Origin of the sequence: Nocardia sp. NPDC059228 (genome assembly GCF_042754245.1) — a bacterium.
GTDB lineage: Bacteria > Actinomycetota > Actinomycetes > Mycobacteriales > Mycobacteriaceae > Nocardia.
Map to the genome: position 1 here is coordinate 574,364 of NZ_JBHZAL010000001.1, position 24,958 is coordinate 599,321.

Here is a 24,958-nt window from a genome sequence, read left to right on the forward strand (position 1 = left end):
CCGTGGCTCTCGAACTGCCCTCGGAACTCGAATGGCTGGGCTGGATCGTCGGGGTCGAATGGCCCGAGGGCAACGAAGACCAGATGTGGGACCTGGCCACCTACTGGAAGAACGCGGCCGATGGCCTGCGTGACCAGGTCTCGGGTATGGACGCGGCCAAATCCGCCACGCTGGCCGCGTATGTCGACGGTGACGGCCGCGACAAGATGGCCAAGCAATTCGATCTGATGGCCGGCGTCGGCGGGAAACAGGACGGCAATACCTCCATCCTGGATCTGGCGGGCTTCTTCGACCAGCTGGGTGAATCGGTGCACGACACCGGAACCGAGATCGAGTCGACCAAGCTGATGTTCTACTCGTCGCTGGCCATGCTGGCGGTCGAGATGGCGGCGGCCTGGGCCTTCCCGCCCACCGCACCGGCCGCGGAGGCGGCGGCGCAGGCGGCCACCCGCATCGCGGTGCGCATCATCGGCCGGGAGGCGGTCGAGCGCATCGCCGAATACGTCGGCAAGCTGGTGGGCTCGTCGCTGGCGAAATTCATGCTGCGGCACTTCGTCCTGGATGCCGGGCTGGGCGTGCTCCAGGAAGTGGGCATCGAGGGCTATCAGATCGCGGCCGGGCACCGCAGTGGACTGGACTGGGGCAAGATCGGCGTCACCGCCGTCAGTTCGGCCGCGGGCGGTATCGCCGGTGGCAAGGTCGGCAAGGCGCTGGGCGAGCACTTCGAGGGCTCGGCCATGAATCACTACCTGAGCGCGGCCATCACCGGCACGAGTGCCGGATTGGCCGGTGCGGGAGCGGGATTCCTCGCCGGTACCGGTGCGCAGTTCGGGCTCGACGTGTACCAGCACGGGTGGGGCGACGCCTTCAAGAACATGGGCAACGCCTTCACCAATTTCGACCCGCGCATGCTGACCGCGGGCGTCGCCAACGGTGGCCTCTCCGGCCTCAATCACACGGCATCCCACCAGTTCTGGGAGCCCCGGGTGTCGCGCATGCGTGCGGGCGTCCCCGACAACTTCAATGTCGGCTTCCGACCCGATGCGGGCGGCACCGGCGACCTCGGCGGAAACTCCCACGGCAACGGCCATGTCGGCGATCCGGGCTCGACCGGCAATGGCGGCGACCTGGGCGGCAATGGCCATGGCGGCGGCGGTGACACCGGCGGCCCCCAAACCCACGCCGCCGGATTCGCCGGTGACACACACGATTCCGACCCGCGCCCCACCGGCGACGGCAGCACGGCGCGGCCCGAGGGCGGCGATCCCAGCGGCAATGGCGGCTACAGCGGCTCTGATTCCCGCGCACCCGCGGATCGCGGTACGACCGAGGATCCGAGCGCGGCGACCGGCGGCGACCACTCCGCCCAGTCCCACACCCCGTCGGACACCGGCTCGGTGGCGCACCCACCCGCCGATTCCGCCACCCAGCCACAGGCGCAGACCCACGAAAGTCACAGCGGCAACCCAGAATCCGGTGTTCAAGCGGGCACCCGCGATACCCTCGCGCCGACCTCGGCCGCCCCGACCTCCTCGAACGCTCCATCGTCCGCGTATGCTCCGATGTCCTCGAACGCACCGACGGCGACGACCAGCGGCGACTCGCGCGCCCCCTCGACTTCCACGTCCGCCGGGAATTCGACGGCACCCACCGGCGGCGAGTCCGGGGCGCGCACTTCCGGCGACAGCACATCCGGTGTCACCTCGAACTCGGCCGGGGACCCGGCTACCACTTCGGCGGCCCCCGCGGATTCGACCGCGGCAGCCCCGGCCACGGACTCGCGCGCCGCCGTTGCCGGTGACTCTCCCGGCCTGTCCCCGCAGAGCGCCCCAGCCGGCCCGGCCACCTCACACGAGGCGGGCGCGGCCGTCGGGTCTGCGCCGGTCGGCGACCGCTCCGATACGCCGATCGCGGCCTCCTCCAACGGAACTCAGGCCCCCGTCAGCGCCGCCCCGGCCACCTCCACGTCCGGCACGACGGCCGCTCCCCAGCACGGTACGGCGGCTCCCGAACCGCGGTCCGTCTCCGAGACACCTCGCTCGACCGCCGAGGTCCGTCCGACCGCCGAGGCGCGTACGGCCGGTGAGACGCGTCCAACGGGTGCCCGTGCGGGCGACGCCACCGGAGCGCGCGCCGATGCCCCACGCGCCGACGGATCTCGTCCGAACGCGCCCCGCCACCAGGGCGCGGACACCCGCCCGGCCACGGGAGCCCACGCCCGCCCCACCGCCCCCGAGGCCGGTCGCACTCCCGAGCATGCCGCCTCAGCTGACGGCGTGACCGCACGCCCGGGCCTGGAAGATCCTGTCGCACAACCGGAATCCCGTACCATCGAGCCGGAACACCCACTCCCACCCGAGTCGACCGACCCGATCGCGCACGAGTCCACCGACTCGGGTGCGCCTGAGTCCACAGACCCGGTCGCGCCCGAGTCCACCGAACCTGTCGCGTCCGAGTCCACCGATCCGGTCGCGTCCGACCCTCGCCCGGACGCGAGCGGCTCCGACGAGCACCCCGTATCGGATGATCGTGCGGAACAGCCGGATTCCCGCACGCCCGCCGAAGGACCCCTCGAGTCGCCCCGCGAGACGGAACCGCGCGCCGAGACCACCCCGGACCGCGACGGTGCCCTGCCCAATGCGGACGAGCACGAGGGCTCGCCCACCGAACACCGCGACGAGGCCCGCGATCCCGCTGCGACGGAATCCCGTGGCGGACGCGATGCCACCGAGCCCACCGCGCGGCGTGACGAATCCGGTGCGCACCGCGACGATGCAAAACTGCCGCACGATGATTCGCCCCTCTCGCGTGACGATTCGGCGGCTCGGCGCGACGATTCGATGCGGGAACATGACGATCCGACGCCGCGGATCGACGACTCGACGCCGCAGCGTCAGGAATCCGCGCCGAGCACGCATGATCCGTCGCTGAGTGAGGCTGATCCCCGTGCGCGCCAGGATGATTCCCAGGCGTACCAAGATGATTCCTATGCGTCCCAGGAAGATCCCCGTGCGCGCCAGGAAGATTCCCCAATGCGCCAGAATGATCCACAGGCGCGCGTGGACGATTCGCAGCCGCGTGATGGTTCCGCAGATCGTCCGGCATCCCCGGAGGGCGCAGACCACCCCGGGTTCGAGCGTCGGCATTCTGCCGGGGAGCGGCCGGAACCCGGTGCGGCACAGCGGAATGGTGAGGTGCGCGATGGTGGCACCCGGTCGGAGGATGAGCACGACTCGGCCAACCCGGACGCGGGACTGCTGGTCGCGCCGATTCCTCTCGGCGATCACCCGGTCGGACGTCCGCTGGAGCCTCGGTCTGCCGGGGGTGATCGGCCGCACGAGACCCCCGGCGGCGATCGCGCGCCGGAACGGTCCGCCACCGCCGAACGTCCGACCGATCGGCGCGATGGTTTAACCAAGCGCGGGGATGGGGCCACGGCGCATCCGGGCAAGCTCGACGAGCCGGAAGTTTCCGCCTCACACCAGGAGCCGGATTCGGAACCGAGCCGTGGCCCGGAGAACCCGAATCGCGGACGCTGCGCCGAACTCTCCCTGCGCCTGCTGCGGATGCTGACCGGCAACGACTCGATCCGGGTACCGGAGCGCGCGGTCGGTCCGGAGGGCATGTCCGTCTCGGAGGTCGTGGCGGCCGCTGGCGGCAAGCTGCGCACCTACGACGACCACGACGCCATCGCCGCCCGGCTCCTCGAACTGGGCCCGGGCTCCTCAGCCCTGGTCATCGACCGCTACGCCGGTCCTGCCGACGAACACGGCGTCGGCGCCCACGGCTACATCCTGTTCAACGACGGCGGCGAGGTGAAGGTCCTCGACCCCGGAGCCGGTCGCGACCAAGGCTTCCCACCCGACATACCCCGCGAAACCAAGGCCACCCACGCCATCCTCTTCGAACCCGCCGAAAAGGGCGGCGCAGCCGTAGACCCCCTCAACGCCCGAACCCGTGCAGGCCTCGACCCAACCCACTTCACCCACCACCCCACCCCCGACCAACATCCCACCGACTCCGAGGACCCTGCCGACGCCCTCTCGCCCGAGGCCCGCCGCCCCTCGCCCTCGGACCCCGAATCCCCAACAGGGTCCGAAGACCACTCGCGCTCGGAAGGCCGTCCGCGCCAGGATGTCCCATCGCGGCCCGAAGACCCCTCCCGCGCGGCGGACACCCCACGTGCCGGAGATCGACCCCGGCCGGAGGAGCCACCACGTGAAGAGGGCCGGTCCCATCCCGACGAGCAGTCGCACGATGGCAGCGAGCCGCGCTCGGAAGAAGCTCCGCGCGAAGGCAACGAGTCGAGTCCCGAGGGCACCCCGCCCGAAGAAGGTCAGCCGCACCCGGAGGAGCTATCGCGTCCGGACGACCAGCCTGAGCCGAGGGAGCCTCGGGACCGGGAGCAGGCGACCGAACGGGGACCGGGTGAGGAGCGCACGCAGTCGGTCGCTTCGAATGAGTCTGTGCCCGTCCATGATTCGGAGCGCGGGCCCGGCCGCACCGAGGAACCCACCTCGGAACATCGGGCTGCTGATGCGCGCGTCGGGGATGAGCCGTCGGCGCACGATGGTGAGCGGCGTGAGCAGCCGGATGCGCATGAGCGTGGGGACGAGCATCCGGCCTATGAGTCGGCGGAAAAGCCGGAATGGGCGCTGCAGGTTGACGACGAGTGGTCGGGGCTGAGTGCCGAGGAGATTGCGGAGAAGCTCGAACAGCGGTGGGATGTCGATGTTTTCGGGTTCGACGCCGATATCCATCCCGAGGTGCTGCGCGAGTTTGCGCGCGCCGTCGACGCGATGTTCGAAAAGTATCCCGCCACCAATGTGCGGTCGGTTGGGATCGGGGATCTGCCGGAGTCCGTCTACGCGCGGTCGACGCCGGAGAAGAGCCCCAAGGTTGGCTGGTACGCCGAGAAGATCGTTCTGAATGAGCGTTACGCGCATGATCCCGAGGAAGCCCTGCGGTTGGCCCGGCGGGACGAGGCGTCGGGCCATGATGTGCCGGGCTCGAGCGAGCGCCCGATCTACGCGACGATCATGCACGAGTTCGCGCACGCGATGGACTGGACAGGTCAGGGCAAGGCCCGAAATCGCATGCTGGATGCCCTCGCCGAGCACTACGTGGCCGAGAACGGCAATATCGCCGGATTCCGACACTGGTTGGAGCGCAACCTCTCCGGCTACAGCTTCGACGGCCGCGACGGCATGACCAAGCACCTGGACAAGGCCGAAGCCCTGGCCGAGGCCTTCCAGGACGTCGAACTCAACGGCGACAACGCCAGCCCAGCCGCGAAGGTCATCCACCGGGTCCTCGTCGACGCCCTGGCCGAACACGCAGCCCAACACCCCTCCGAGGGCGGCCCCCGAACCCGGATCGACCCTGCAGCCGAGCACCGCCCCGCCGAGGCGCGCCCGGCGCAAGCGCATCCGGCATCAACGCATCGCCCGGAAGGTGAGCAGCCCAAGGACTCTCGCTTCGGCAGACGATCCGACGACCCCGATGGTGAGCACCCGTCGCAGTCCCACGACAGCGACCCCTCCGGCCGCGAGCGCCGCCCCACCGGCTACGACGACGGAAGGCCCATCCCCCCACCGGAATCGGAGCGGGGCCCTCGCGTGCCCAAGGAGGAATACCTCGCGGCATCTCCCCAAGAGCGCCACACCATCAACCTCCCGCTCGACGAATGGTCGGCGATGTCTCCGTCGGAGGTCGCTCACGAGCTCGGCGAACGCTGGGGCCTGGAGGTCACCGGATTCGACAATGCGACCGTAGACCCCCATGTCGCGAGGGAATTCGCACGCGCGGTCGACGACATGATGCGCCGCTACCCGGCCGTCCGGAACCTGAAGCGCATCTCGATCGAGGAGATGGCGGACAACAACGTCTACGCCTACTGCGAGCGCACGATCCCGGGCCGCTTCGAGGGCGGTCCGCGCAGACTGGAAGCCGACGCGATCGTGCTGAACGCGCACTACGCGCACGATTACGCCCTACTGCGCAAGGCGATCTCCATCGAGGTGAAAGCGGGCGTCACCCCGCGTGGCGCCTCCCTGCGCCCCGTGCACGCGGTGATCGTGCACGAACTCGCACACGCCATGGATGTCGAGGCCACCCCCGCCGGAGCCATCCGCAACCGCCCATCCCGAAGCGCACTGCGCGTCCTGCGCGACTACTTCGAAGCCACCCGCCCCGACCTGGGCCGCAAGGAGTTCCGCACCGCCTTCCAAGACTGGCTCGATCAACTCAGCGGCTACAGCCGAGGCGGCACCGAGCGCGTGGGCCTGGGCCCCAAGTACAAATTCGACGGCGGCGAGGCCATGGCCGAAGCCCTCCAAGAGGTCGAATACAACGGCGAACGAGCCTCCGAACCCGCCAAGGTCCTCTACTGGCACCTGATGGACAGCATGGCCGAACACGCCCGCGTCGACGCCCCCCACCACATGCCCCCCGAATCGATTTCGAGGCCGACCCCGCCGACCCCGGGGGAGGAGAGCGCCCCCGCCACCCGCCGTCCCGCCGTCACTCCGAAGGTCGACGATGCGCCCGCCAGCGGTGCGCGTCCGGACTCGCCGAATCCGGCAGACGGTTCGAATACCCGTGGTGCACACGACGAGTCGGCCTCGATCGAGCCCCAGCCCCGAAGCAGTGAAGCGGAACCCCCGGCCGAGCCGGTCGATCCCGGCAAGTCCCAGGGAGATGACGAGGGCAACCCTCGCGCTCGCGATCTCAAGGCCGGTGGTCAGAACGAGACCGAAGGCACGGGCCGCAATGACCCCGAGGCCGAGCCCCCCGCTGAGCCGGCGGCCGGTGGTGCCGGAGGCGAACAACCGCCGACACCCGGCAACAAGGCCGCCCCCGGTCCCGAGCCCGAGCCGAACAGCGCCAACAACGAGGCTTCCGAGCCCACCGGTGGCCGGCCCGAAACTCCCAGTGCAGCGGGGGGATCCGAGCCGGACACGCGAAGCCCCTGGCTGCGGCGCGAGGAAGCGGTCCAAGCCGACTGGAATGCCGAAATGGCGGACCAGCGCGCGAAGTGGCTGCGCGGCATAGCCGATTCACTCCCGCAGGGCAGCCCCGATCGCGCCCTGTACGAGGCTCGCGCGACCAATGCGGAAGCCGAGGCCCGCACCGCCAAGACCACCGCGGATCAGGCGTGGGAAAGCGCCGGTGGCCGCCCCGACGAGCCGGTCACCTTCAGCGACCCAGACCCGAATCCGCCGGAGCCGCAACAGGAGCCAGGCGAGTCGCAGCGCGAGGGAGAAGGCCAGGAGCAGCGAACGGAAGAGAGCCAGGGCCAGGGCGGGGAGCCGGGTCAGGGCCAGCGCGCGGAATCGGCCCAAGGGCAGCAAACGGAGTCGAGCCAGGGGCAGCGCGAGGAGCCGGGAGAAGGGCCGGGATCGACTGCTGCGGCGACGTTGCCGGATACGCGCCTGCATACCGATATCCTGGTCGATCCGACGTTCCCGGAGGCTCACACTCAGGAATTGCTTATCCCGGCAGGAGAGGTGACGCGTGCCGTTGATCCGGTGGACGCCTCTCCGGCCTTGCATGCGGTGGCCGATTACCTGGGGCGGTCCGAGGCTCCGCCGAGTCTTCGGGAGCACAGCGCGGCCGATTTGGAGTACGCGGCGCATTTGATGGACGCGCTCGGTATGGACGGCTCCATTGGGCAGCAGCGAGATCCGCTGGCCGCCATGCGGGATGTGGCCGAGAATGCGCGTGCGCGTGGCGCTTTCGGAGATCCACGAGGCGATCGTCCGCCGCGTGCCCTGCGTCCCGAGGAATTCGGTCGACTCTCGGACGAGGATCGCTTCCTTCCGAAGCCGGTGGAACGGCCTGCGGGGGAGACGCCCCGTGAGCTGCCGCTCGAGCCGTGGTCGGAGGCGAATCACGGTCCCGTCGAGGGGGAACCGCGCACATACACGCTGTCGGAGTTGCGTCAGGAGCTGGCCGACCGCCTGGGTCTGCGGCCCGAGGATGTCACTCCGGAGCACTTGTCCGAGGTGGCCGGTGAACTCCAGTACCGGAATCTATTGCGCGCGGGTGCGATCGAAGCCCTCGCCGATGTGATGAACCTGCACGATCGTGCTGCCACACCCGAGGGCCGTGAGGTCTTCGGAAAGATCCGCGACGAGTGGGCCCGCTTGCTGGGCGTCGATCCCGAACACCTGGCCCGCGATCCGGAGCGCGTCCTCACCGACCTGCGCGACGAAACCCTGCGCCGCGCCAACGATGTCGCGGACCTCATGGCCGCCACCTTCCACCACCCCGACCCCGCCGCCGGCGCGCGCCTGGTGCTCGAGGCCGATGGCCACCGCGTGCACGTCGAGATCACCGCGGGTCCGGATGGCACGCACGGCCTCCGCACCGTCGATCGCCCGGCGGTGGAGTCCGAGCCGAAACCCGATGCCCCGGAACAGAAGATCGGCCTACTCCGCCGCGCCTGGCGCTCGTTCCAGGGCTACGAGGGCCAGTACCCCAAGTACATGTCCGGCTACGAGCACGGCGACGGCGAAGGCCAGGCCAAGATCATTCGCGGCGTCGCCCACATGTTCGGCCACGACTTCCCCCTCGAGGAGGAGGCGAACCCGCACGAGCATGTCGCCCCCGGCCACAAACCTCACACCATCGAGGTGCTGGCGGAGGCTCCTATCGCCCGCGCCATCAAGGAGGGCGCCACCATCTGGAAGGCCCGGGAGCGCATGCCGTTCCTGAAGCGCTGGACCAGCCGCGTCGCGGACATCTCCGCCGATGTGGTCCCCATGCGCGGCCGCCGTGGCGGCGAGTACGAACCCTGGTTTTCCGAGGCCGATCCCCATCTCCGCGCCCAGATCGAGCACAGCCTGCGCTTGGGCGAGATGAAGACCGAGGCGGATTACCTCCGCGAACGTCAGGAAGGCGACACCCAGGAGCTTCCGGCCGGTTCACACACCCCGGAACTGCCCCCTCCGCCGGAACACCATTGGGCGTCGAATCTGCCCGAACCCGTGGCGCACGCGATCGAGGCCCGCGACGCCGCCCTGCGGGAACTGGCGCGGGTGGCCCGCGAACACGGATACGAACTCTCCGAGGCGAATCCGGAGCAGCTGCGTCGCGTGGTCACCGACGAGGCGTACAAGCTGCTTCGCCGGGCCGCCGCGCTCGAGGCCCTCAACCACGCCGCCCACGAGTTCAACGAGGTCGAGGCTCGCGTCCCCCGGCGTCCGGTCGCCCACAATGACAAGAATCCGCTGGGCCGCTTCGTGCGTGAGGTCCACGCGGTCCAGGAACTGGAGCGCCGACAGGCCCAGGCCGACCGCAAGCGCGAGAAACACGGTGCCGCGCCGGATGATCCGTCGGAGCGGTTCCAGCCCAAGAAGCCCCGCAGCACCTTCCTCGACGCCGTCGGCACCAACAACAATGGCGAGTGGGCGAACCACTTCGAGGATGCCGACGAGGGCTTCCGCCAGAGCGAGCGCGGTGATCTGTTCCGCGACGCCCTCGAGCGCGACCAGCTCGCCGAGGAACAGTCGAACTGGGCGCAGCTGCTCGGCATCGGTTTGGACGAACTCGGCCCGGGCGAACTCGATCGCACCATTGCCGAGCACCGGATGGCGATCCGTGACGCCCGCGACCATCTGAACGAATTGTCCACCGCCGTAGACCATTTCCTCGCACTGGACGAGGCCTCGAAGCAACAGGCCCGAGAGCTGATCGACAGCGCGGCACACGAGTGGATGGACGCCAATGGCGGCGCCATGCTCGAGCCCGGCATCGGCGTGCGCCCGGGCGAGCACGTCGGGGACCCGAACCGCCTGGTCGTGATCAGCGGCGACGAAGACCACCACGCCCGCCTCGCCGAGGCCCTCGCCGAGTATCCGCGGCTGGCCGACCTGCTCAATCGCGGTGAGCTGCACCTGGATTACCGCACCGTCGGCATGAACGACGATGGCGTGCTGCACGTCGTCGACGAGGCCACACCGCAGGTCCGCTTCGCCGATCTGGAGCCCGGCGGCGACCGCACCCCGGTGCTCATGCTGCGCGACGGCCACGGCCCCTGGGAAGTGGTCCAGCCCGAAGCCCGGCCCGCGACACCGGAGCCCGAGACCTCCACCCGGAATGAAACACCGAGTGCGCCAAGGGATCCAGATGTGGTCCGCGCCGAGCGCAATGCCGTCGCCGCCCGCCTCGAGGGCGCTTCCCACATGGACCTCGGCGAGCACCTCGACGAGACCATCGCCGCCCTGCGCCAGGACAATATGCTGCGGGCCGCGCAGATCGAGGGCATGGCCGACTACATCCGCAGCAGCGATGCCATCGAACACTTCCACGAACTGAGCGACAAGCTCGGCGATCTGGGCCACGTGCTCGGCATCGATCCGGAGCACATGTCGCCCCAGCGCGTGGCCGAGGCGATCACCGATCCGAAGACGCCGCGCGCGCGTCGCGCCCAGGCCATCGGCGATCTGCTGGATTACGCGAAACAGCTGGGCAAGACCAAGGGCCCGGAGGTCATCGCCGCCCGCGACCGGCTGGCGCGACGGCTCGGCGTCGACCCGGAAGACCTGCACGGATCGAAGTACCAGAAGAGCGAGGACAAGCGGCGGATCACCGGCTATGGGCCGGAGGCCGACGCCACCAGCAAGCGCGCGACGGTGCGCGCCATCAACAATGCGCTGGGCCGTGACGGCGAGCGCCCGCACGTGGCCGCCGCGCTCGAGGAGTACACCCGCGCGCTCGGAGCCGTCGACCCCTACCACCCGGACCTGCGATTCGACCCGCGCACCGATCCGCGCGCGGCCGACGGAGTCCTGCCCATCCATCCGGAGTCCGCGACCGCGCTCCTGCACAGCCTGCTCAGCGAAACCGTCGGCGAGCGACCGCTTTCCGGCAACCCGTCCCATGCCAGCGGCGTCTGGGCGCATCTGCTCGGCACCGATCTGCACGATGTCGACCGCATGGTCGCGTCGTATTCCAAGGAGCTGCCGGGCCTGCACGAGCGGATGTCGCCCGAGCAGATGCGGCAGGCCCTGGGCTCGCTGCCCGAGCACGCCACGCTCGAGCGGCTCCGGGAGCGCAAGCTCTCGCCGGAGGAGACGGACGCGCTCCGAGCGTCCTACGACGAGTACATGTCGGGGCTGGCGTCCGAGCAGCGTCCGCTGTCGATCGGCGAGTACGTCGAACTGGTTCAGGGCGTCCGGGACGCGCGTTTCGCCGAGGTCTACGAGGTCTATCGCGACGGCAAGATCGAGGAGCACGAGCGACCCAAGCCGGAGAAGTTCCGGCAGATGCTCGACGAACTGCGCGCCGAGGTTCGCGCCCGCGAGGCCGAAATCGACGAGCTGCAGCGGCTGGCCGCCGAACACCACGCCCTCACCTCGACGCCGGAACCGCAAGCACCACACCGGAGTCCGCTTGCGGAGGCGGGTGATCTGGTCGAGGCCAGGAATGCCCGCGACCTGGCCCTCGAACAGCGCGAGGCCGCGCTGAGCCACCTGGAGACCGGCTCGGACCGCGGAGTGCGCGCCAGCGATCTGACCCCCGAGCGACTGCGCGGCACCCTCGATTACCTGGCCACCCGGACCACCGAGGATGGTCACCCGCTCAATTCCCAACAGCGCATCGACGAGTTGGCCCGCACGGCCACCGAATTCAATGAAGCGCAGGCCCGCGTCGATGATCAGGAAGCGCGAGTGCGCGCGTCCGTCGAGGCCGCCGCGGGCCCCGGCGAGACACCGGCCGATGTGTGGCGTCGCGAAGTCGACAGTGCCGGAGCCGATGTGGTCGCCAAGGCCGCCGCCACACCGGGCCACTGGCCCGAGGATCGCGATCAGATCGTCGGACAGCTCGACCGAATCTCCCGCGGACTCCCCGAGAGCGGTGCGGAGCTCACCCACGAACTCGATCCGCTCCGCGAGGCCGTACAGCGCTACCAGACCGCTCTGGACTTCCAGGGCGCGGTGCGGCCCGAGCCCATCGAATCGGTGCGCGCGGGGGAGTCGCCGCGACAGCAGGCCGAGCGTGAACTGAACTACGCCCACCAAGACGCCGACATCGCCAAGCTGGCCGTGGAGTCGGCGCGGGCGGGTCTGCCGGTCACCGAGGCCGACCTTACCCGCGACTGGATCGACCGCACCCGAACCGAATTCGGCGGCACCCCACCCGACCGCCTTACCCCCGACCAGCGCAGCCTGCTCCGCCTCGCCGACGTCGCCGAACACCATCTCGACGTCCTCGACCGGGCCGCCCGCTGGCAGGCCCAACTCGACCACCTCGACGCCGAGGCTCGCCACGCCGCCGACACGCCCCGTGCCGCCGCGGCCCGCGCCGTCGACACCGCCCGCGCCGAACGGGCCGCCGCGATCGAGAACGTCCGCCGCCAACTGGGCATCCACATCGACGAAACCGAGCTCACCCGAACCACTCTCGCCGAAACCATCGAGGGCCTGTCGAACCGCACCATCATCACCGTCCCGGGTGAAGACCCACTCGTGGCGATGGCCGCGGCCGAACACCTCCGCTCCGCCGCCGAAAACCTCCACAACGCAGAAGATTTCGCCGACTGGGTCGACCGCCACCTCACCGACCACACCCCCGGCGACGATCCCGACGGCAATTCCGGCCACGATTCCGGCAGCGGCCCCGGCGACGACGGCAATGGCTCGTCCAAGCCTCCGACCGGTCCCGGCGATCCCGATGGGTCGGGTGACCCGGGGCGTGGCAAGTCCGGCGACAACTCGACCAACTCGAACGAGGGAGCGGACCCCAACCCCGGCCGGGACCCGAACGCGGGCAATGACCCGAATTCGGGTGTGGATCCCACTGGAGTTCAGCCTGTTCCGACTTCGACCGGGGCATGGGAGCCGGTCGGGCCGAGCCGGGTTCACGTGCCCGCCGATCCCGCGGTCGCGGCCCGGATCGCGGAGGATATGCGGGCCGGGAATCAGTCCCGGACCGATGCGGAGAACGATCTGGCCAGGGTCGGCGAACTGGCCCGCGAATTCGGCGTGGATCCCACCGGATTGTCCGCGCGCGAGCTCGAGCACGCCCTGACCCAGGCGCTCGACGCCGAGGTCGCGCGCTGCGAAGAGGTGCAGGGCCGCGAGAACATCCCCAAAGAGAAGATGGTCGAGTACTTCGCCGAACGCGATGCGGCAACGCTGCGCTCGGCCGAGGTGAGTGCCGCCCGCGCCCGAATGTCCGCGGATCTGGGCCGCTATCACCAGGGCCAGAACGACGCGGTCGCCTCGATCACCTCCGCCTACCAGGCAGCCGTCGACGACGTCCTGACCTCCTCCACCGACCGCGTCGTGAACCCCGGCGTCGGCGTCACCGGCCAGCCCCCGCGCCTGGTCGTGGTGAGCCACCTCGACAACCACGACATCATCGTCGGCCCCGACCTGCGCGCCTCCCTGGCTGCGCAATGCATCGACATCAGCTTCCACCGAGTCGAGGTAAGCCCGGACGGCACCATCACCGTCCAGGAAATCCGTCCTCCCTCGAACCCCACCGCCTCCCACCACGATCCGGGCTCCGACCCAGGCGGCTCCGGCGACGACTCCGGCCCCGGCAAGCCTGGCGGCGCCGGCGGCCGCAGCCCCGGCGACAATGGCTCCGGCACACCGACTTCCGGCCCCGGCGACCCAGATCCCTCTGGCTCCGGCGGCAAGGACGGCGGCACGGACCCAGCCACCGGCACCCCGGACCCCGAAGAGCCCGAGGGCAACTCGAGTTCCAACGGCAAGGGACCCGGGGCCAATGACTCCGGCGACATCAGCGGTCCGACGACCGAGCACAAGGCCGAGGCCCCCGGCACCTCGCCCACCGGCACCGTCGACCCGAACGCGGAGACGGTCGAGCTCCCGCCTTCGTCCGAGCGCCCGACCGTTGAGCTGCCCCCACTGTCGGAGCGCCCCACGGTCGAGTTGCCGCCGATATCGGAGCGTCCGACCGTCGAATTGCCGCAGGCCTCCGAGGCTTCGACGGTGGAGGTACCGCCGCATTCGTCCGGCGACCCAACCGTGGAAGTGCCGCCGCACTCATCGGGGGATCCGACCGTAGAGTTGCCGCCGCCAGGCTCCGGAGATCCGACGGTCGAGTTGCCGCCGCCGGGTGCCGGGGATCCGACGGTGGAGTTGCCCCCGCCGTCGTCCGAGGTTGCGACGGTGGAAGTTTCGCCGACGCCGGGGGAGGATCCGCTGTCGGTGAATCCGGCGGTGGTCTCGCCCACCTTGAAGGCGGTCGCGGATTTCCTGGCCGATGCTCCGCTCGAGCACAATGCGCATCAGCGGACTCCCGAGGAGCTCGCCTACTTGGCCCGGCTGGCCGAGGGCCTGGGTTTGGTCGAGCCGTTGTCGCAGCGTGCGGACGCGTTGGCCTCATTGCAGGAGCTGGCCGAAATGGCCAGGGCGCGTGGTCTGTTCGGTGATCCGGAGACCGGTGTCGGCCCCGCCTCGATGCACGGCGACGACTTCCGCCCGCTCACCACCGACGAGCGTTACGGCGGCGAGGAGTACTGGCGCTCCGAGGTCGACCCTCGCGAACTGCGCGCCATCGAGGCCGAGTTCCGGGATCTGGGCATCGCCGACCGCCTGCACCAGGCGGAGTTGGAGGAGGCCGCCACCGCTCGACAAGCCCTGGAGCAGAACGCGTCTCGCCCCACCGGTCCGGTCCGGGATCTCCCACTCGAGCCGTGGTCGGATACCACCCACCCGGCGGGAACCCCGCCGCGCGCCCTGACACTAGAAGAGCTGCGTCAGGACATCGCCACCCGCCTGGGCCTGTCCGACGCCGACCTCACCCGGCAGCGACTGCCAGAGGTCGCGGGCGAGCTGCAATTCCGAAACATGTTGCGCGCCGGCGCGATCGAGGCGCTCGATGAGGCGGCAGCCCGCCACGATGCCGCTACCGATCCGCGCGAGCGCGCACGGCTCGCCGAGGTCCGCGACGAGTGGGCGCGCCTGCTCGGCGTCGAGCCCGACCGTCTCGCCCCGGAGCACCGCGCCGCGACCTTGGCCGACCTGCGCGCCGAAACCCTCCGCCGCGCCAACGATGTCGCCGACCTGATGGCCGCGACCTTCCATGATCCAGACCCGTCCGCCCCCCAGCGGCTGGTCCTCGAGGTCGACGGCCAGCGCATCCACGCCACGGTCCGCACCGACGCGGATGGCGTGCGCCACCTGGAACCCGCCACCCGCCCGCCCCTGCCCGGCGACCGTCTCCCCGCCGAGCGGCCCGCAGCCCGTCCGCCGTTCCTGCGCCGCCTGTGGGACATGGTGCGCAGCGGATTCCAGGGCCAGTACCCGAAATACGCCTCGGGTTCGGGCATCGACGGCACCGGTCAGAAGCAGATCATTCACGAGGTCGGCGGCTGGCTGCACAACAACTTCCTCGAGCACGTCGAGATCAACCCCTCGCGCCTGGGCAAGGAGTTCGCCACCCTGTGGAAGGCGCGTGAGGATCTACCGTTCGTCAACCACCTCACCGCCCGGGTCGCGGATGTGGCCTCCGAACTGGTGCCCATGCGCACCCGAGACGGCGGCGAGTATGAGCCCTGGTACAGCGAGGTCGATCCCGCCACCCGGGCGCGCATGGCCGCGGAACTGGAGTTCGCCGGTATCGATCCGGGCGACCCGGAGCCCGTCGGACCGCACCCGCCGCACGATCCCGCCACGGACCCCGCGCAGGTCACTCAGCGTGAGCCGCTGCCGGAACTGCCCTCCGGCGATGATCCCGAACATGCTGGGACACAATCGGATCCGACGACCGCGTACCAACCCGACCCGCCGGTGTCGCGCGACGCGCTGCCCAAGGTACTCGCCGACGGCCTCGACGTCCGGGATGCGGCCCTGAACGAAGTCCTGAAACAGGCGGCCCGCCAGGGCATCGATGTGCGTACGGCCGATCCGGAGACGCTGCGCCACCTGGTCGACGAGACGACCTACGTGATGCTGCGCCGCGCCGGAGCCGTGGAGGCGCTGTTCGACGCCGCCGAGCGCTACAACGCGGAAGACGCCCGAATTCCCTACAGCCGCAACGTCAACTACTTCGAAAAGGATCCACTGGGCCGCTTCCTGCGCGAGCTGGTGCACAGCGACCCGACCCGTCACGACTGGGCGGTCTCGCGGCTGGCCCGCAAGCTCGGGCTGTTCGGCAGGGACGACCCGCTGTTCACCACCCTCGAATGGGACGGCACCCCCAATGGCGGCGAGCCCGCCCTCCACTTCGACGACCTCTCGCCCGAGGAGCTGCTGACCCGCAAGGAGGGCGTGCTCTTCACCCAGGGCTTGGACCGCGATCAGGTGCGTGAGGAGCGCGGCAACTGGGCGCAGCTGCTCGGTGTCGGCCTCGACGACCTGACCCCGGAACGCCTGCCGCACACCGTCGCCGAACTGCGCATGGCGGTGCGCGAGCACGCCGACCAGATCGCCGATCTCGGCCACGCCGTCGACGAATACGTGCGCGCCGACGCTAACCTGCGCGCCACCGCGCACGATATCGCCGACGACGCGGCCCGCACCTGGTCCGGCGAGCATGGCGGCGTACCGCTCGATCGCGGTATCGCCGTCCTGCCCGGTGAACCGCCGCGCCTCACCGTGATTCGCGCCGACGGCGCCCACGAGCGCGCGTTGGCCGAGTACCTCGCCGACCATCCCGAGATCGGCCGTCAGCTCAACGACGAGCACCTGCGACCCGACTTCCGCACGGTCACCATGGACGAGCAGGGCTGGGTGCGGGTCGTCGCCGAACACACACCCGAGGTGCGTTTCCACGAGCCCGAGGTCGGTGGCGAGACGATTCCCACCACCACCGTGCGCGACCATCCCGCGGGCCCGTGGCGGGTCGTCGAACACCCGCCTGCCGACCCGACCCCGCACGAAACCCCCGCGCGGCCGACGCGCACGCCGGACGAATTGCACACGGCGCGTGATGAACTGGCCGCCAAGCTGGGCGTCGATCTGGACAATCTCACACCCGACAAGCTGGCCGACACCATCAAGGCCCTGCAGCACGACAACGCACTACACGCCGCGCAGATCGAGGGCATCCGCGACTTCATGCGCAGCAGTGACGATATCGAGTCGTTCAACGATCTGAACGCGGCACTGCAGCAGTTGGCGCATCGGCTGGATCTCGAGCCGTCCGCGCTGACGCCGGAGAGCCTGGCGCGGGCACTGACCGACCCCGGACTGCGCAATGTGCGACGTTTGCAGGCGGTCGAGGATCTGGTCCGCTACGCGAAATCGGTACGCGGAGTGGATGAACGGGCAGCGCTGGCCGCGCGCGATCGCCTGGCGGAGCGCCTCGGTGTGCCCCGCGAGGAGTTGCTCGCCAGCAAGTACAACAAGTCCGCCGACCGGTTCGAACCCGATGCGAAGAGCATCGCGCCCAAGGCCCTGCTGCGCGCGATCAACGACATGCAGCACCGCTCGCTGGAACAGCCGCGGCTGGTCGACGCGCTGGCCGAATACGCGCGCACGCTCAGCGGCATCGACCCCTACCACAACGATCTGCGCTTCGATCCGAGCACCGATCCCCGGGTGGCGGAGGGCGAGCTGCCCATTCACGATCCGGCCGCACCCGCCCTGCTACGCGACTTCGACCCCGAATTGATGGGCGAGCCACCGCGTTTGGACGATCCCTCCTGGGTGGATTCGGCGTGGGCCAGGCTCCAGGGCCTCGAACTCGGCGACGATCCCGCGCGCCTGGCCAAGGCTTACGAGGCGTATCGCGACGGCAAGATCGAGAAGTTCGAGCGTCCGGACGATGCCCAAACCCGCGCCACCGTCGAGGAATTGCGCAGCGAGGTCCGCGAGCGGGCCGCCGCCATCGAGGAGCTGCGACAGCTCGCGCACGAATACAACGAGGCGGACACGCCGGCGCAGACCCCCACGCAGCCGCTGCGACCGGTGCGGGCCGCACGCGAACTCCAGAGTGCGCGTGTGGAGTTCGAGCACGCCAGCAATGCCCGCGATTACGCGCTGTCGCGGATCACGCAACCCGATGAGCATCAGCCGCATCTCGAGGGCGCTCCGGGCCGCCGCATCGACGCCGCGGATCTGACCCCGCAGCGGTTGGCGTCCACGATCGAGCACCTCGAAAACTTGCCCGTACCCGAGGCCATGCGGCCGGGCCACGAGGCCAGGATCGCCGCACTGCGCACGGCCGCCGACCATCACAACGACGCCGAAGTCCAGCTGCGTGCGGCGGAGCACGAGCTCGACCGATCCCTGATGGCCGATGCCCGCCCGGACGAGGCTCCGGTGGACACCCTGCGCCGCGCCCTCGACCAGGCGCTACACGAGCAGCGGCAGGCGACGCACGGCGTGCGAGTCGACCCTGCCGACCTGACCCCGCAGCGCTACCGCGAGGCCCTGACCGAGGCGGCCCAGCACGCCCGTACCCTCGAGGAACAGGCCGCGGCCACCCCGCGCATCCAGCGCCTCGAGGACGCGACCCTCCGTGTGCACCAGATCCAGGAACTCATCGCCCAACACGAGGCCGCCGCCGAGGCACAGTCCCGCGCCGCGGAGACACCCCTGGACACCGCCCGCCGCGAATCCCGTGCCGCACAACAGGAACTGCGCGCCGCCCAAACCACCCGCGACCTGCTCATGACCGCCCCGAAGCCCACCAACCCGGAGGAATTCGCCGCCCACACCGACGCCCTCCGCGCCGCCACCGACCGAGTCGACCAGGCCCAAGCCGCCGCCAACCGCTGGTCCACCGAACTGAAACGCCTCTGGTCCGCCTACACCCGAGCCGAAATCACCCCCCACGAGGCAGCCGCCACAGCCCGCAACGAAGCCCGTGCAGCCCTCCGCCAGGCCATCACCGACTTCCACACCGCAACCGGCCTCCGCGTAGCCGAGTCCGACCTAACCCCCGAATCCCTAGACCCCACAATCGAATACCTCCAGGGCAAAACCATCCTGATCGGCCCCGGCAGCGCCACCGCCTTCGAAGACCTCCACCGCGCTGCCACCCACTCCCACCAAGCCGACGCCCTGGCCCAATGGGTCAACGAAAACATCCCCCACCCCGACAACCCCCAACCCGGCACGGCCACACCGAATTCTGGCCCCGACGGCCCCGATCCCGCCTCCGGCCCTGCGGGCAACGGCCCGAAGCCACCCAGCGACTTCGACGGCGGCGCCGCGCACCCCGAGCCGAACAGCCCCGCACAACCCGACCCCGACTTCGCGGTCACCCAGGTACTCACTCCCGGCGAGACCTCTGATGCCCCGGGCGGGCCTGCACACACCCCGTCTCCGACGCCCCCTGAGGTTCGGGAGACGAATTCTGCTGCACCGATGTCGGGTCCGGTTCAAGCCGAGCCTCAGAAGTCGGCGGTAGTCGAGACTCCGCCTGCGGTGCGGGCGGAATCGGAGAATCCGGCCGACAACGACGCTGACGCGGCGAAGCACGGCGTCGAGTCCGAGAAGCTGTTGCCGCCCAGGACCTCCGACGGTTTCGCGGCTGGATCGGTCCCGGTTGAGGAGTCAGATTCGGCGACTGTCGGCATGCAGAAGTCGGCGGGCGGTGAGCCGGAGCCGACCGGAGGCGGAGAGGAACCCGATTCGAAGCGGCCGGTGGAGCTTGGAAAGGCCCTGCCGCCGAAGACCTCCGGCGAACCCGGTGAGGGTGCAGTTCCGCCGCTCGATAGTGAGCCGCGCAGCACCGGTGAGAGCGGTGGGTTCAATTGGGATCCGAATTGGCGGTCGCATATTCCACATCCGCCGCGGTTCTTCGATCCGGAGTTTCCGCAGTACACGCCGCAGCCGTCGCAGGAGGCCGCGCCGTGGTCGCTGCCGCCGGAGGCGAATCCGCCGCAGCCACCGGCTCCGCCCAATCCTCCGGCACCGCCGAATCCGCCGCAGCCGCCGTATCCGCTGCCGCCGGGTGGGCCGGGCGGGCAGCCGTATCCCGGTGGGCCCGGGATGCCCGGCGGGGCTATGCCGCAGCCGCCGCACATCCCTCAGATGCCTCAGGTGCCGCAGATGCCAGAGCCGCCGCAGCTGCCGCAGCCGCCGGAGACTCCGCCGTACGGGCAGACGCCGCCGGGCGGTTCCTATCCGGGTGTGCCGACGCCGCCGGATCCGGGCTGGCCGAGCGGGCAGCTGCCGACCAACGGTCAACAGCTGCCGTGGGGTTCGTGGCCAGGCTCGCAGCAGCCCGGCGGATCCTCCCAGTGGCCCAACGGTTCGCCGCAGTGGCCGGTCTCGCCCGATGGGCAGAACCCGGGCTACCCGGGCTCGCCCGACGGACAAAACCCGGGGTACCCAGGCTTGCCCGATGGACGGAATCCCGGCTATCCCGGCTCGCCCGACGGGCGTAGTCCCGGTTACCCGGGTTCGCCTTCGGCCTCCGGGCCGCGCGGTCCCGGTGGGCCGAATGGCTCTGCGCCGCATGCTCCGAACGGTGCTCCCGGCTGGAATGCCCTGCCGGACAACACTCCATCCGGCGGCAACGGCCAGAACGGCACGAATGGCAATGGCGCGAACGGCGCGTCCGGCACCCCGGGCGGTTTCCCGGGTGGTCCGATGGGTGGCGCGCTGGGCGGCCAGCAGCCTGGTGCGTCCAATGGCGGTCGCGGCGGCGGCAACCGTTTCCCGCGCGCGTCGGGTCCGGCGTCCTCGGGCTCGGGTGTCTACCTGCGCTCGCATTCCGGCTTCGGTGAGTTCGCCACGCTGAACCCCCTGACCGGTGAACTGAACTCGGCTCCGGTCGGCGCGGGCTCACTGGCCGGTGTCTACGACGACATGGACGGCCTGCGCGTGATCTTCTACCGCGATCCCCAATCGGGCCTGGTCCTTCGCGTCGGTGATCAGGCCATCGAGGTGGACCGCATGGGCGCGGAGGTGTATTGGGAGCGCACCCAGCAGGGCTTCAACCGCCTGCTGGTCGGTGTCGGCGGCACTCCGCAGTGCGAGGTGCGCTATCGAACCGTCCCGCAGGACGCCGATCTGGGCCTGCTGATTCGCGATGTGCTCTCCGATCCGGATCGCAGGGCGGGCATTTTCGGGTGATCCACGGGCGAGTTCGCCGATTCTTACGGTTACCGCAACCGCGCGGTCGATCGGAATATGTGATGCTGAGATCCGGCTCGGCACCGGGAGGAGAGGGACATGCGGCACGGCCACCCCAGCGACGATGAGTTGCGAAAGAATTTCGACGAGGTGCTCGCGCATGTCCTGGCGGGTCGTGGCGTGCACACCGCCACCGGTCTCGACGACGACACCCAGGACGCGCTCTGGGCGATCGCCGAGGCGTACCCCAACGCCACCCCCGACCTGATCGACGCCGCCCGGCAAGCCTTCGCCGGTCAGCTGGACGGCAGCAATGCCGAACGCTGGCAAGAGGAAATGGACAACTGGTTTGAAGGACGCGAGGAGCGCAAGGCCGCCCGCGAACGACAGCCGGGCTCGGCCGAGGGCAGCTGACGGACCGACCAGGCTCGCCCCGGCGGCGGCACCGTCGCGGGCCGAGGAGAAGATTGCGTGTGACGATTCCCCCTGACCACAGCGAAAACCACACCGGCGCAGCCACATCCGCCGGACTCGTCCCCCCGGCGGCCGAGGCCGAGGAGCTCATCGAAGCCTTCGAGGCCCCCGCCGATTCGGATCCCGACATCGGCTTCAGCATGACCGCCCCGGTGATCGACATCCCGCAGCGCGCCCGCAACCTGGCCCACCGCATCGCGGGGGAGTTGCGCGAGTTGGGCCCGCAGGGCTGGGTGCACCTGAGCGCCGCCTTCGCCCTCACGGTCAACGGTCAGCGGACGCGGGTCGTGTTCTCCGACGATCAACAGCGCAGTGCCCAGATCCTGCCGCCCACGGAGATCCTCGCCCTGGTGGCCGAGCATCGCAAGCTCTCCGCCGAACTCGGCGATCCCTGGTGGCGGCTCGAATTGGAGGTCACCGCCGCGGGCGAACTCACCGTCGACCACGATTACGGCGACGAGCCGTTCCCGGCCGACCAGATGTTCGCCCCGCAGGACTACCTCGCCGACCTGGCGGCCCACCCGCGCGACGAGCTACCCATGTGGCTGGCCGCGTACCTGCGCCACGACGACCGCCAGTCCCGCGATCCGCGCCAGGCCGCCATCGCCGCGCGCGCGGACCGCGAATCCGGTTATCTCCCCGTCGTTTCCGAGGACGGCTTCCCGAATTTCCCACTGCTGTGGTCGCGTTGGGCCGCCATCTCCGCCGCCTTCGTGGCGGTGGGCTCCGAGTGGGGCCCCCGGGTGCTGCCGTCCTTCGGCTGGTTCGAGGGTTCGCGCCGATCCGGTTCGTCGCTGTACCTGCTGCCCGGTGGCCGCGCGGTCCTGTCCGGAGGTGTCTGGAACGCACCGGAATTGGTGGCCGCCTACAACGGTCGCGCCGCCCTGCCGCGCCCGTTCGCGGGCGCACCGGAGTGGGTCGCCAACCCGGTGCTGAACACCCGCGCGGCCGGTGGTCTGCTCACCTTCTGCTACTGGTGGGAGCGTGGCCGCTGGTATCGCGGCGAATCCCCGGCCGCCGCCGACGTGGCCGCCGCGGTCCCGGGCATCTGGACGACCGCCACCGTCGCCGACGTGATCAGCGGACTCATCGCCGAGGCACCCACCGACGAACAGCGCTCGGCTGTAGCGGAATTCGTGGCCGCCGCAGAACGCTCCGATGTCACCCGCGCCGTCCTCGCATCCGCCTTCGGACCCACCGCGGACCTCGACGGCGCCCACTACCAGCTGACCCTGGCCGGGGTGGCCAGGCTGGGTCCGGACCCCCTGCCGGAGTCCGAGGCCCTGGACGCGGTCCGTCACCAGGTGCGCACCGCGGGCACGGACACCTCCGCCTATCCGCTGGATCGCCTTCGCGCCGAACGGCTTCCGGTCGGCTGGATGGTGTACGTGCCCACCGAGCCGGACGAGCTGGTGATCGATCGGGCCCTCTACTACGTCGCCGACGACGGTGTGGTGGAGCAGACCACCTCCAGCATGCCCGCCTCGGTCTACCTGCCGGGCATGGAACAGCGGTTCCGCCAACGACATTCGCAGTGAGACGGGTCGAACGACTGTGGCATCTGCGGCGACGACCCGTAATCTTTCAGGCGTTGGTCGAGTTAGGAGCGGTACATGGGTGACACCTACAACCCTTGGCTCGGGCTGTCGCGGGACGCGCACTCGAGACACGACCGGCTGCAGTTGGACCCGGGCTCGGCCGAGGCGGGCGCCAAGTACGCCGCCGAGGCCATCAACGCGCTCAACGCGGCCCGGGGCTACGCCTATCTGCTCGATCAGTACTCCGGTTTCAGCAATAACGGTGTCCTGCAGTCGGCCCTGAACCTCCAGGATCGGTTCGCCAAGGAGGGCGGCCGGGTCGCCGGGATCATCGACGACTACGTCGCCCTGTTGAACGCCATGGGCGACACCTTCGTGGCGGCGGGCAAGTCCTACCGCGAGACCGACGATCAATCGAAGTCGGACTTCGACAAGCTCAAGACCCAGGCCGTCGTCGACATGCACTTCGACGGCATCCCGCTGGACGGCACCACGCACCTGTCGAGCTGGTCGGACGCCTCGTCCCCGACGCCCTCCGACAGCAACGGCATGGGCGATATGGCCAAGGTGGCCAAGGAGAAATCGGGTCGCTACACCGATCCGATCGGCTCCGAGGACCCGACCCACCACGGCGGCAAGTGGTTCTTCGACGTGGGCCAGGGCATCGACCCGACGCCGATCGCCAATCGCAGCGCCCTGTGGAAGTGGATCGCGCAGGTGGTCGGCTCCTCGTTCGAGACCCTGACCGGCGCGGTCAAAAGGCTGGAGTCCGATGGTCATTGGACCGGCAAGGGCGCCGACGCCGCGGTCGCGGCGTGTCAGGCATTCGAGGCACAGGGCACGGCCTTCGCCACCGACCTGTGGGCCGTCGCCGAGAACCTGCTCTACACCGCCACCTGGCTGAACCAGACCAAGGCCGGCATGCCGCGCCACTGGGAGGACAGCTTCAAGGGCACCTCCACCGAGACCTACATCATCAATACCGGCACCGCCGCCTTCACCGCCTGGTACATCCCGGGAATCGGCAACTCCAGCACCACGATTCCGATCCTGGTGGATCCCACCAAACCGCCCACGCAGAATCCCTCGGACAATCCGCGCTCGGATTACGGTGGCTCCCGGCCGGATCCACGCTCGGGCGGCCCGACCGGACGGGTCTCGCCGACCGGCCCGGGCGGCGGCGACCCGGGCGCGAAGAGGCCGGGCGGGAAGACCGACCCCAAGGGCGCGCATCCGAGCAAGGACGACCCGAACAAGGATCACAAGGATCCGAACGGCAAGGACCACAAGGACCCCAACGGCAAGGATCCGAACGGTAAGGACCCCAACGGCAAGGATCCGACGGGTAAGAACCCAGACGGCAAGAACCCGACCGGCACCTCGCCAAACGGCTCGAATCCGGATGGCACCAACTCGAATTCGTCGAATCCGAGCTCCTCGTCGAATTCGGGCACGTCCGCGCTGTCGGGCCTGCAGAGCGCGCTGCAATCACTGACCTCCACGGGTTCGCAGAGCACCGATCAGAAAAAGGCGCAGGAGCTCAAGGATCAGCTCAAGGATTCGCCGCTGACCAACCTGCTCGACAACCTGAAGACGCCGGCCGGCGGTTCCCCCGGCGGCGGCGGTCCCGGCGGTGGTGCCCCGCTCAAGCCGTTCGCCGACGTGGCCAATGCGCGCCTGTTCCCGCGCGCGGCCGTGGCCGAAGAGGCGTTGGAGGGCAATATCGCCGGTGCCGCCCGCGCGGGCGTCGCCTCCGGTACCAGCACCGGCGGCATGGGCGGCGGCATGGGCGGCATGGGCCACGGCGGCAGTGGCGCGCACGGAGCCCAGGGCAAGGAGCACAAGCGCCCCGACTTCCTGGATTCCAACGAGTACCTCGACGAGGCCATGGGCACCGCGCCGATCGTGGCGAAGCCCGTGGTGGAGGGCTGAATT

4 protein-coding genes are annotated in these 24,958 nt (G+C 70.0%); all 4 read left to right on the forward strand.

Annotated elements, in window-relative coordinates; genetic code table 11:
• The first annotated feature begins 2 nt into the window (after positions 1 to 2).
• Positions 3 to 21,011 carry a hypothetical protein gene (locus ACFXKA_RS02540; protein WP_379425536.1) on the forward strand — a complete coding sequence of 7,003 codons (21,009 nt, stop codon included), beginning with the start codon at positions 3 to 5 and terminating at the stop codon, positions 21,009 to 21,011.
• A 99-nt stretch (positions 21,012 to 21,110) separates the two neighbouring features.
• Entirely contained in the window at positions 21,111 to 21,425 is a 315-nt protein-coding gene (locus tag ACFXKA_RS02545; RefSeq protein WP_354830488.1) for a hypothetical protein, read from the forward strand.
• 59 nt (positions 21,426 to 21,484) lie between these two features.
• A complete protein-coding gene (locus ACFXKA_RS02550) occupies positions 21,485 to 23,023 on the forward strand; it encodes a hypothetical protein (RefSeq protein WP_379425537.1) in 1,539 nt (512 codons plus the stop codon).
• Positions 23,024 to 23,098: 75 nt separating this feature from the next.
• Positions 23,099 to 24,955 (forward strand): hypothetical protein, encoded by a 1,857-nt coding sequence (locus ACFXKA_RS02555; protein WP_379425539.1) that lies wholly within the window; start codon positions 23,099 to 23,101, stop codon positions 24,953 to 24,955.
• Positions 24,956 to 24,958 lie beyond the last annotated feature (3 nt).

Coding starts and splice junctions, on each gene's coding strand:
- ACFXKA_RS02555 (WP_379425539.1), top strand. CDS start 23,099: ATGGGTGACACCTACAACCCTTGGCTCGGGCTGTCGCGGGACGCGCAC.
- ACFXKA_RS02545 (WP_354830488.1), top strand. CDS start 21,111: ATGCGGCACGGCCACCCCAGCGACGATGAGTTGCGAAAGAATTTCGAC.